12 protein-coding genes are annotated in these 10936 nt (G+C 74.8%); 3 read left to right on the top strand and 9 right to left on the bottom strand.

Translation table 11 applies throughout. The features are described 5' to 3' along the window. Positions 1-112: 112 nt before the first annotated feature. From H9624_RS02240 to H9624_RS02225, 4 genes are all read right to left on the bottom strand, one after another. The gene (locus tag H9624_RS02240; RefSeq protein ID WP_110850942.1) at positions 113-478 is read right to left on the bottom strand and encodes a HesB/IscA family protein; all 366 of its coding nucleotides are present in this window, start codon (positions 476-478) and stop codon (positions 113-115) included. Between the two features lie 73 nt (positions 479-551). Further along, positions 552-1673: a glycerate kinase gene (locus H9624_RS02235; protein WP_251838279.1), complete on the bottom strand. Its 1122-nt coding sequence runs from the start codon at positions 1671-1673 to the stop codon at positions 552-554. Positions 1674-1701: 28 nt separating this feature from the next. Continuing rightward, positions 1702-3060: a dipeptidase gene (locus tag H9624_RS02230; protein ID WP_251838278.1), complete on the bottom strand. Its 1359-nt coding sequence runs from the start codon at positions 3058-3060 to the stop codon at positions 1702-1704. Positions 3061-3096: 36 nt separating this feature from the next. Next, positions 3097-3843 (bottom strand): MBL fold metallo-hydrolase, encoded by a 747-nt coding sequence (locus tag H9624_RS02225; RefSeq protein ID WP_251838277.1) that lies wholly within the window; start codon positions 3841-3843, stop codon positions 3097-3099. A 132-nt stretch (positions 3844-3975) separates the two neighbouring features. On the opposite strand from H9624_RS02225, the gene H9624_RS02220 reads away from it, so the two are divergent. Continuing rightward, positions 3976-4557 (top strand): DUF3043 domain-containing protein, encoded by a 582-nt coding sequence (locus tag H9624_RS02220; protein WP_251838276.1) that lies wholly within the window; start codon positions 3976-3978, stop codon positions 4555-4557. A 26-nt stretch (positions 4558-4583) separates the two neighbouring features. Beyond that, positions 4584-5606 carry a quinone-dependent dihydroorotate dehydrogenase gene (locus tag H9624_RS02215; protein WP_504740226.1) on the top strand — a complete coding sequence of 341 codons (1023 nt, stop codon included), beginning with the start codon at positions 4584-4586 and terminating at the stop codon, positions 5604-5606. A gap of 1 nt (position 5607) precedes the next feature. Here the strand turns inward: H9624_RS02215 and H9624_RS02210 are convergent, their stop codons facing one another. The 4 genes from H9624_RS02210 to H9624_RS02195 form a co-directional block, all read right to left on the bottom strand. Beyond that, positions 5608-6111, bottom strand: a complete 504-nt coding sequence (locus H9624_RS02210) for a hypothetical protein (protein WP_251838275.1) — start codon at positions 6109-6111, stop codon at positions 5608-5610. Further along, on the bottom strand, positions 6087-8045 hold the full coding sequence (locus H9624_RS02205) for a peptidoglycan-binding domain-containing protein (protein WP_251838274.1): 1959 nt from the start codon (positions 8043-8045) through the stop codon (positions 6087-6089). Before H9624_RS02205 ends, H9624_RS02210 begins: the two co-directional genes overlap by 25 nt. An 80-nt stretch (positions 8046-8125) precedes the next feature. Then, a complete protein-coding gene (locus H9624_RS02200; protein WP_251838273.1) occupies positions 8126-8581 on the bottom strand; it encodes a hypothetical protein in 456 nt (151 codons plus the stop codon). Continuing rightward, complete coding sequence (locus H9624_RS02195) at positions 8578-8931, bottom strand: hypothetical protein (protein WP_251838272.1); 354 nt, start codon at positions 8929-8931, stop codon at positions 8578-8580. The genes H9624_RS02200 and H9624_RS02195 overlap by 4 nt, the downstream gene beginning before the upstream one ends. 76 nt (positions 8932-9007) lie before the next feature. On the opposite strand from H9624_RS02195, the gene H9624_RS02190 reads away from it, so the two are divergent. Then, a complete protein-coding gene (locus H9624_RS02190; protein WP_251838271.1) occupies positions 9008-10486 on the top strand; it encodes a leucyl aminopeptidase in 1479 nt (492 codons plus the stop codon). A 90-nt stretch (positions 10487-10576) separates the two neighbouring features. Here H9624_RS02190 and H9624_RS02185 read toward each other — a convergent pair whose 3' ends face one another. Next, positions 10577-10903: an oxidoreductase gene (locus H9624_RS02185; protein WP_251838270.1), complete on the bottom strand. Its 327-nt coding sequence runs from the start codon at positions 10901-10903 to the stop codon at positions 10577-10579. Positions 10904-10936 lie beyond the last annotated feature (33 nt).

Here is a 10936-nt window from a genome sequence, read left to right as displayed (position 1 = left end):
TCCTTCCGGCCACCTTACCGCTAACACTGCCCTGGTACGCGAAACGGCCCGCCGGGCCAGGGGTGTAACCCTGGTCCCAACGGGCCGTGGCGGGATCCGCCGGTGGCGTGTCTCAGTGGAAGGAGTCGCCGCACGCGCAGGAGCCGCCCGCGTTCGGGTTGTCGATCGTGAAGCCCTGCTTCTCGATGGTGTCGGCGAAGTCGATCGTCGCGCCGGCGAGGTAGGGCACGCTCATCCGGTCGACGATGACCTCGACGCCACCGAAGTCGCGCACGGCGTCACCGTCGAGCAGACGCTCGTCGAAGTAGAGCTGGTAGATGAGGCCGGAGCAGCCGCCGGGCTGCACGGCGATCCGCAGCCGCAGGTCGTCACGGCCCTCCTGCGCGAGGAGGGTCTTGACCTTCTGGGCGGCGACGTCGGTGAGTTCGATCTCGTGCGTCGGGACCTCGGTGGGCGTCGTAGCCGTCGTCTCGCTCATGCTCACATCTCCGCTGTCTCTGGGGCAGTACAACCGGTCAACCACGGCGCGGCCGCAGTTGTTCCCGTCCAGCCTACGCCTCGAGCGCCCAGGTGCGCGCAAGCCGTACGGCCCAGCCCTCGAGCCCCTCGACGCCGGTGGTGCCCGTGGCGTACGTCGCGCTGATCCCCGCGCGGGCGACCTCGCGCCGGGAGGTGTGGACCTCCTCGGCGAGGACGACGACGGGCAGCCCGAGCTCCATCGCCGCTCGCCCCACCGTGGCGACGACGGAGGCGTCGACCGCGGGGGCGTCCAGGACCGCGGTCGCGGTGAGGACGACGTCGGCGCTTGCCACCGCCTCGGGCAGGCCGATGGCGGCGGCGACGACGTCGGGACCGTGGAGCAGCCGCCCGCCCAGCACCGTGAGGGCGTGGGCCGCTCCTCCCCCGGCGCCGGACCCGTCGGCGCGTCCGGGACGCGCCGCGGCGCCGTGCCCGCCCGGCGCGGGCAGCAGCGCCGTCCGGGCAGGCAGCACGCGCCCGAGGCGGTCCAGGTAGGCAGCGAGCTCGCCGGCCCGGGTGTCCAGCCGCTGCGCCTCGGCCGGACCGAGACGGTCGGACAGGAGGGCACCGGCGCCGTGCAGCCCGAGGAGGGGCACCTGCGTGGCAGCGGCGACGACGACGTCGGCCCCCGCGAGCACGCCGTGGGCGGCCGCCAGCACGTCGCCGTCGATCTCGTGCCCGGCGTCCGCGCCGGCGAGGGTCCGGACCAGGCCGGCACCGCCGTCGTGCGTGGCCGCCTCCCCCAGGCCGACGACGACGCGTCCCGCCCCGAGGTCACGGGCGGCGAGGAGCAGCTCACCGAGGCCGGCGCTGCTGCCCTCCTCGGCGTGCCGCTGCTCCTGGCCGGACGCGACGAGCTGGCGGCCAAGGACCTGCCCGGCCTCGACGTACGCCGTGCCGCCCCCGGTGCCGGGGACGTGGAGGAGGGTGGCGGGCACCGGGTCCCCGAGGGGCCCGCGGACGGTGACCGAGACGAGCTCCCCGCCGCGCGCGGTGTGGACGGCGTCGAGCAGGCCGGCCGCGCCGTCGGACATCGGCAGCGCGCGGACCTCCGTGCCGGGGGCGGTCTGCAGCCAGCCGCGGCGCACGGCGGCGGCGACCTGGGCCGCGCTGAGGGCGCCGGACAGGCGCCCGGGGCTCAGGAGCAGCCGCACGGTGCCTCCGCTCCGTGGCGGGGCGCGGTCACAGGCGGTCGGCGAGGCGGGCGAGGAGCAGCGCCTCGGCGAGGACGACCTTCTCCAGCTCCCCGAGGTGCACCGACTCGTTCTCCGAGTGCGCCCGGGAGTCGGGGTCCTCCACGCCCGTGACGAGGATCGCGGCCTGGGGGTACACCTCGGCGAGGTCGGCGATGAAGGGGATCGAGCCGCCCACGCCGAGGTCGACCGGCTCGGTGCCCCACGCGTTGGTGAAGGCCCAGCGGGCGGCCTGCATGGCCGCGGAGTCCTCCGGCGCCTGGAAGGCCTGCCCGGTCTCCCCCGGCGTCACGGTGACGCGCGCGCCGAAGGGGGCACTGGCCACGAGGTGGTCGTGGAGCGCCCGCTCGGCGGCAGCGGGGTCCTGGCCGGGCGCGATGCGCATGGACAGCTTGGCGCGGGCCGACGGGATGACGGTGTTGGAGGAGTGGTCCACGCTCGTCGCGTCCAGGCCGATGACCGAGATCGCCGGCTTGGTCCACAGCCGCGCGGCGAGCGGGCCGGTGCCGGCAAGGCGGACGCCGTCGAGCACGCCGGCGTCGGCGCGGAAGTCGGCCTCCGGGTAGTCGACGTCCGCGTGGTCGGTCGCGACGAGGCCGGGGACGGCGACGTTCCCGTCGTCGTCGTGGAGGGTGGCGACGAGGCGCGACATGAGCGTGAGCGCGTCGAGGACGGGGCCGCCGAACATGCCGGAGTGGACGGCGTGGTCGAGGACGGACAGCTCGACGGTGCAGTCGACGAGCCCGCGCAGGGACGTGGTGAGGCCCGGGACGCCGACCTTCCAGTTGGAGGAGTCGGCGACGACGATGACGTCGGCGGCCAGCCGGTCGCGGTAGGTCTCGAGGAAGGTCCGGAAGGTCGGGGAGCCGATCTCCTCCTCGCCCTCGCTGAAGACGGTGACCCCGACACCGAGCTCGTCACCGAGGACGCGCAGCGCCCCGACGTGGGCCATGATCCCGGCCTTGTCGTCGGCGGCGCCGCGGCCGTAGAGCCGCCCGTCCCGCTCGGTGGGCTCGAAGGGCGAGGAGGTCCAGCCGGCCGGGTCGCCCGGGGGCTGGACGTCGTGGTGGGCGTAGAGGAGGACGGTGGGGGCACCGGCCGGCGCGGGCTTGTGGGCGAGCACGGCGGGTGCGCCGGGGCGGCCGTCGGGGCCGGTGACGCGCACGACCTCGACCTCGGGCATCCCGGCGTCGCGGAACAGCTGCGCCACGGCGGCGGCGCTGTCCTCCAGGTGCTGGGGGTCGAAGGCGGGCGCCGAGACGCTGGGGATGCGCACGAGCGACTCGAGGTCGCTGCGGATGCGGGGGAACTCGGCGGCGGTGCGGGTGGTCAGGTCCTCGATGGTCACGACGTCAGCCTAACGGCGGCCCCCGCGACGGGCGGGTCAGGCGGCCCCGGCGGCGCGGGCGTGCTCGACGGCGGAGCGGGCGCCCTCCGTCCACGGCTCACCGTGGCCCGGCAGCACCGTGCCGGCACCCGTGTCCGCGATCGCGTCGAGGGAGGCGAAGCTGAGCGCGAAGTCGGCCGTCGCCGCCCCGGCCACGATCCGGGGGCCGGTCCGGGCGGTGTAGGGGTCGAGAGTGACGAGGGCGTCACCGGAGATGACGACGTCGCGGTCGGGCAGGTGGAGGGCGACGTGCCCGTAGGTGTGGCCGGGCGTGGCGACGACGTGCGGGCGGCCGGGCACGTCGAGGATCCCGCCGGTCTGCAGGGTCCGCACACCGGTGGTGCCGCGCACGAGGGGCAGCCCGGCGAGGAGCATCGAGGTGAGGATCGGCAGGGCCGCCGGGTGTCGGACCGGGTAGAGCGCCCGCGGGTTCTCGTGGGCGTAGGAGAAGGGGTGGGCCACGAGGTGGTGCTCCGCGGCGGCGGCCCACACGGGCACCCCGATCCCCTGGAGCTTGCGGACCACGCCGACGTGGTCGAAGTGGGCGTGGGTGAGCACCAGGGCCCGCAGGTCACGGGGACGGCGCCCGATCGCGCGGATCGCCTCGCCCAGGGGCCGCCAGACGGCGGGCAGGCCGGCGTCGACGAGCGTGACGCCGTCGTCGTCCTCGACGAGGTAGCAGTTGACGTGGGCGTGGGAGACGAGGTGCACGCCGGGGGCGACCTCGCGGACGGTGGCACTCATGGATGCTCCCCTTCGTCGGTCGGCACGCGGCGGCGCGCGGGACGCGCCGCGCCGTCCACTATCGCCCGGTCCGCCGGGACCCGCACCCGGGCGCGACGCCGAGCAGCACCCGCGGTCGACTACCCTCGAAGGGTGATCGGACGGAGCAAGAAGGAGACCCCGGCGCCCGCCCCCGCGCCGGAGGTGACGCCCGCGGGCAAGGGCCGCCCCACGCCCAGGCGCAAGGAGGCCCAGGCGCGCAACCAGCGTCCCCTGGTCCCGACCGACCGCAAGGTCGCCAAGGCGGAGGCGCGCCGGCAGCGCAACGAGATGTACGCCAAGCAGCAGGAGGCCATGCGCACCGGCGACGAGCGCTACCTGCCCGTGCGGGACAAGGGCCCGGTCCGCCGCTGGGTGCGCGACTACGTCGACGCGCGCTTCAGCCCCAGCGAGTACTTCCTCCCGCTCGCGATGGCCTCGATCGTCCTGCTGTTCTTCGCGAACATCGTCCCCGAGGTCGCCGTCGTCGGCATGGTCGTCATGTACGTCGCCTTCGCGATCTCCCTCGCCTTCGCGATCGGCCTCACCCTCGTCATCAAGCGCAAGCTCGCGGCGCGCTTCGACGAGGCCCAGATCCCCCGCTTCACCGGCATCTACGCCTTCAGCCGGCTCTTCCAGCCACGCTTCCTGCGCGCGCCCAAGCCCCAGGTCAAGCGGGGCGAGCGGCGGGACTGACCTCCGGCGCTGGCTACCCTTACCGGGTGCGCCTGTACCGCCTGGTCTTCCGGTCCCTCCTCCTCCGTACCGACCCCGAACGGGCCCACGAGCTCGCGCTGCGGCTCATCCGCGGGGTCGCGGCCACCCCCGTGGTGGCCGACGCCGTGCGCGGCACCCTCGGCCGCCGGCCCGCCTCCCGGGTGACGACGGCGCTCGGCCGGCCCGTCCCGGGCGTCCTCGGGCTCGCTGCGGGGATGGACAAGGACGCCCGCTCGGTGCTCGGCATGGACATGCTCGGCTTCGGGCACGTCGAGGTCGGCACGATCACCGCCCACCCGCAGCCGGGCAACGACCGCCCGCGGCTGTGGCGCCACCCGGACGAGGGCGCGCTGCGCAACCGGATGGGCTTCAACAACGCCGGCGCGGAGGCGGCGGCCGAGCGGCTGCGGGCGCTGCGCAGCACCCGCCGGGGACGGTCCGTCGTCGTCGGCGTCAACATCGGCAAGTCGCGGGTGACGCCCGTGGACGACGCCGTGGGCGACTACGCGACGAGCGCCCGCCTCCTCGCCCGCTGGGCGGACTACCTCACGGTCAACGTCTCCTCGCCCAACACCCCGGGCCTGCGGGACCTGCAGTCCGTCGACGCGCTGCGCCCCATCCTCACCGCCGTGCAGCGGGAGGCGGACGCCGCGGCGGGCCGCCGCGTCCCGGTCCTCGTCAAGGTGGCGCCGGACCTCGACGACGACGACGTCGCGGCCGTCGCGGACCTCGTCACCGAGCTGTCGCTGGCCGGTGTCGTCGCGACGAACACGACGATCGCCCACGACCACGGCCCGGGCGGCGTCTCGGGCCGCCCGCTCCAGGCCCGGGCGCTGGAGGTCGTGCGGCTGCTGCGCGCGCGGCTCTCACCGGACGCGCTCGTCATCGGCGTCGGCGGCATCGACGACGTCGCCTCCGCCCGCCGGATGCTCGACGCCGGCGCGGACCTGCTCCAGACCTACACGGCGTTCGTCTACCAGGGCCCGGCGTGGCCGGGCTCGGTCAACCGGGCGCTCGCGCGACGCTGAGTCAGCGTCGGCGGCGCTCCGCGGCCCAGTGGCGCAGCGGGTCCTGTCGCCAGGCGTCCGCTGTCACCGGCGCGAGGCCGAGCAGGAGCGTCGCCTCCTGCGGCGCCGAGGCGTCGTCGCGGGTGTGGACCACCAGGCCGCGTCCTCCCCACAGCAGCTGACGCACGGTGGTCCCGAGCCCCGAGTCCTCGTCCAGGTCCGGCTCGGGCAGCGGGCCGTCGTCCTGCGCCCGGCTCGCTCCCTCCACCTGCACCCCGACGACGACGTCACCCTCGAACCACACGGTGAGCCCACGGGGCGCGCCGGGGGACGGGGGCCAGCGGCGCAGCAGCGCGGGGGCGCCGCCGAAGACGCCGCCGTGCGGGCTCTCGTCCAGGCTCGTCCCCAGCTGCGCCTCGACGTCGGCGCCCGTCTGCGGCCCGGTGATCCCCGACCAGGCGGACCAGCGGCCCTCGGCGAGCGCGCGGAACCCGTCCGCGCTCAGTGGACCGGTATCAGCACCCATTCACCCTCCCGTGGTTCGCGGTGGTACAGCTCGTGGTTGGCACGCTCCAGCGCGGCGTCCGAGACACCGTGCTGCACGGCGATCTTCGCCTTTGTCTCCACCGCGACGCCACCGCTGCGGTCGGCGACGGCGAGGGTGCGGTGGTGGGAGGTGCCCGGCACCACGAGCCCGGACGTGTAGGCCGCCGCGGGGAGCGGTCCCCCGCGGACGAGGCCGCTGTTGGCGGCGACGATGTCGTCCTCCGGCGCGCCGGTGACGATGCTCAGCCCCGTGACGCTCGTGACGCTGCGGTGGACGGTGACGGTCCGCGGCATGAGGTGGACGGCGGCGTCGGGGGCGCTGGGGTCGATCATCGACCCGTCCGGCTTGAGGCCGATCGCCTCGACGTGGCCGAGGAAGAAGGCAGCGCGCAGGGCCGCCATGCCCACCTCGGCCGCGATCTTGCCCGCCTGCGCGACGTAGTCGCTGTACTCGCCCGAGGAGTAGTCCGGGACGAAGCGAGGGTCGAAGCCCGGGAAGTCACCGCCCTCGACCTCGCGGCGCAGCGCGGGGTCGGCGTCGGCCTCGGCCCGGGCGATCGCGCCGCCGTGGAGCAGGACGTCCTTGGTGAAGGTCTCGCAGAAGCCCTCGGTGAGGATCCGGTTGCCTCCGCTGGCCGCGTTGAAGCTCGGGTGGGCGAGCGTGTGGATGTACTCGTGGACGAGCGTCTGCCAGGTGCTCCAGCGCATGAGGCGCTCCGCCTCGGACGGTGCGCCGCCGCTGCCCGGGGTGTCGGCGAAGCCCGGCTGGGCGACCACCGCCGTCTGGCTGAGGACCCGCGGGCCCTGCAGCGCGAAGGCGAAGCCGAAGAGGTCGTACCGCTCGAGGTCGTCGCGGTTGCTGCCCTGGGCGATGAACTCGGTGAGGAGCGTGTCGAAGAACTGCGGCTCGCCCTGCGTCGTGCGGCGCGGGTTGAAGCCGTGCGCCTGCTGGACGCTGCGGGCGTCGCTGTCGGTCTCGGACATCCACTCGGACAGGTCACGCGGGTCCGGCGGCCGGACGGCGGGGTCGCTGGCGTCGAGGAGGTTGACCCCGGCCGTGAACCGGAAGGCGCTGCGGGCCGTCTCCTGCGCCGTCGTCAGGGTGGCCGCCGAGGCCAGCGACCCGAAGACGGCGTCGACCGAGCTCTTCGCCGCCCGCCCGGCGCCCTCCTGGTCGGTGGTGGTGAGGACCCGGCCCGCCCGCTTGGCGGCCTCGCGCGCGGTGACGTGGGGCGTGGCCTCGTCGAGGTGCTCCTGCAGGGCCGCGTGGAGCTCGGTGCGCAGCTCGGCGCGTTTCACGGGGTCCGCCCTCCCGTCCCAGTCCCGCGCCGCTCCGCCCGGTCCCGAGGACGTCGGGTTGAGCGCGGCCTCGATCGCCGTGATCTCCGGAGTGGTCGGCGCGTCGACCCCGGCGTGGTGGTCAGGCCCGGTCGTGACCGTCTCGGACGTCGTCGCCGTGAGCCGGTCGAGGGCCTCCCAGGTCTGTGGGCCGACCACGCCGTCCACGCCCACCCCACTGTCACGCTGGAGCCGGCGGACGACGGCGACGGTCCCGGGGTCGTAGGTCTCGGTGACGGGCAGCGGCGTACCGGCGACGCCGGCGGCGTTGAGACGGGTCTTGAGCTCCGCGACGCGTGGGCCCGTGTCCCCCGGGCGGAGCCACTCCTGCCCGCCCTCGCCCGTCGCGGCCGACACCCGCTGCGCCGTCGAAGGCACGTCGATCCAGCCGGCCACCGCGTGGTTGCCCACCAGGCGCTGGAGCCGGGAGACCGTCGTCCGGTCTGCCGACGCCCGCAGCACCGCAGGCCGTGCCGGGCGGACCGCACGCGGGCGGCGGACGGCGCCGCTGCCGTCGACACGGGCGAGGGCAGCGCCGTCGTCCCGGGCCCTGGAGGGCGCGCGGTGCGGGACCATGGACGCAGCAAAGCCGCGTGCCGCCGCACGCGGGAGTGGCCGGCGGGCAGCCGATCAGGCAGGGCTCCCTGCCCCCGGCGTCAGCGGCTCTCGCTGGCGCGGGCCACCCGGCCGGGGCTCGAGCGCCACAGCCAGAACAGGCCGAGGACGGGCAGGACGAGCGGGACGTAGCCGTAGCCGCTGCCGAAGTGCGACCACACGGTGTCGCGCGGGAAGAGCCCCGGCTGGCTGACGCTGAGGATCCCGACGGTGACGACACCGACGAGCTCGATGGTGACGGCGGTCCAGGCCAGCCGCCGCATGCGGCGGCCGTTGTGGGCCAGGGCGGCCGCGGCGAGGACGTAGACGACGGCCGCGAAGGCCGACAGCCCGTAGGCGAGCGGCGCCTCCGCCGCGTCACGGACGAGCTGGACGCCGGCGCGGGCGGAGGCCGCCAGCGCGAAGACGACGTAGACGGCGACGACGAGGAGCCCGGCACCGCGCGCGGGCGGACGGTCGTCGGTGGCCGGTGCGGTGTGCACCGGCTGCTTGCTCATGCCTGCCACAGCTGCCACATCCGAAGCTCCATGACGATGATGGTGAAGGCCGCGACGACCAGGACGACAGAGCTCCAGCGGGTGCGCTCGACGAAGGCCGCCAGCGCCGCTCCCGGCAGGAGCATCATCGCGACCAGGAGGTAGCCCCACATGAGGACCGGGTCGCCCGTGAACGAACCCGTCAGCTGCTCGATCGCGAGGACGAGCGCCTGGACGACGAGCGCCCCCTCGACCACACCCCCCGCGATGAGCTGGCGCAGCACGACCGCGCGGTCGTTCACCGCGAAGACGAGTGCCCACACACCGAGCACGGCCGCAAGGACCGAGACGACGAGGACGACGGGGAGCACCGCGTCATCCTAACGGCGCGACCCCGGCAGTCCCGCACCGTGCCGTGCCCGAGACGGGCCGGATAGAGTCGGGTGCGTGACTGAACTGACGCTGACCACGAAGAACGTTGCTCGCATCCAGGCCGACGCCGTCGTCGTCGCCGTCGGCCGGCGCGGTGAGGACGCCGTGCTCGTCCCGGGCGCCGACCTCCCCTCCGCGACCGTCAAGACGCTCACCTCGCTGCTGCCGGCCCTCGGGGTCTCCGGCAAGGCCGACGAGGTGCTGCGCGTGGCCGCGGGCAAGGAGCTCGCCGCCGACGTCGTCGTCCTCACCGGCGTGGGCCCCGTGGGCGAGGACGGGCCGGACCTCGAGGCGCTGCGCCGCGCCGCCGGTGCCGCCGTGCGCTCCCTCGCCGGGACCGCCGACGTCGCTCTCGCGCTGCCGGCGGCCACGGCCGAGCAGGTCGGCGCCGTCGCCGAGGGCGCGCTCCTCGGTGCCTACAGCTTCGACCGCTACCGCACCACGCGTACCGCGCCGGTCGCCCGCCTCGAGCTCGTCTCCGACGTCGCCAGGACCAAGGAGGCCAAGGCGGCACACGCCCGCGCCGTCGTCGTCGCCGACGCCGTCTCCGGGGTCCGGGACCTCGTCAACACCTCCCCCGCCGACCTGTACCCGGAGTCCTTCGCCGAGGAGGCGACGGCCGGCGCCAAGGGCACGAAGGTCAAGGTCACCGTCCTCGACGAGAAGGAGCTCGCGGCCGGCGGCTTCGGCGGCCTCATCGGCGTCGGCATGGGCTCGGCCCGTCCCCCGCGCCTCGTCAAGGTCACCTACTCCCCCGCGCGCGCCAAGGCGCACGTCGGCCTCGTGGGCAAGGGCATCACCTTCGACTCCGGCGGCCTGTCCATCAAGCCCGCCAAGGGCATGGAGACGATGAAGATGGACATGGCCGGCGCCGCGACCGTGCTCCACACGGTCCTCGCCGCCGCGGCCCTCGAGCTGCCCGTCCGGGTGACCGGCTGGCTCGCGCTGGCCGAGAACATGCCCTCGGGCACCGCCCAGCGGCCCTCCGACGTCATCACCATCCGCGGCGGCAAGACCGTCGAGGTGCTCAACACCGACGCTGAGGGCCGTCTCGTCATGGCCGACGCGCTCGTCGCCGCCGGGGAGGAGAGCCCCGACCTCCTCATCGACATCGCGACGCTCACCGGGGCGCAGATGGTGGCGCTCGGCTCGCAGGTCGGCGCCGTCATGGGCACCGACGACGTCCGCGAGCAGGTGGTGGCCGCTGCCGGCGACGCCGGTGAGCAGTTCTGGCCGATGCCACTGCCCGCCGAGCTCGCCGACTCGATGAAGTCCCAGGTGGCCGACATCGCGAACATGGGCGACCGCTTCGGCGGGATGCTCGTCGCGGGCCTGTTCCTCAAGGAGTTCGTCGGGGACACCCCGTGGGCCCACCTCGACATCGCCGGCCCCGCCTACAACGAGGGCAGCCCCCGCGGCTACACCCCCGAGGGTGGCACGGGCATGGGAGTCCGCACTCTCCTGACAGTCCTGGAGCAGGCCGCCCCCCGCTGACCCCCTCCCCCCCCACTCCGCATATGCGGGAAAAGCGCAGTCCTCCGCGTCGGAAGGCTGCGCTTTTCCCGCATATGCGAGGGGAGGGGGCTACTTCCTGCGCTGAGCGGCGCTCCAGCGGCGCATGCTGCTGGGGTAGCCGGTGAGGTTGACGTCGTAGACGGGGATCTCCAGCTCGCGGGCCAGTGCCCAGGCCGCCTTCTGGTCCGGGACCCGACGGCGGGTCCACTCCCCGGTGCGCGCCACGAGGACCATCGTCGTCGGGTCGTTCGGGGTCGGCGGCTCGATGTAGGCCTCCACCCCGACCCGGGTCGCGACGAAGTCACGGAAGTGGGCGATGACCTCCGCGCGTCGCTGCGCGGTGGGAACCTCGGTGCTCGTGGAGCCCTGGTTCCTGCGTCGGGAGAACAGCCGCATACGCCCTAGCGTACGGCTCCGGTTGTGACCCGA

It is taken from the genome of Oceanitalea stevensii, from assembly GCF_014837105.1.
Classification (GTDB): Bacteria; Actinomycetota; Actinomycetes; order Actinomycetales; family Actinomycetaceae; genus Oceanitalea; species Oceanitalea stevensii.
The sequence above is the reverse complement of the archived record's forward strand: the minus strand, read 5'-3'. Positions and strand labels throughout refer to the sequence as shown.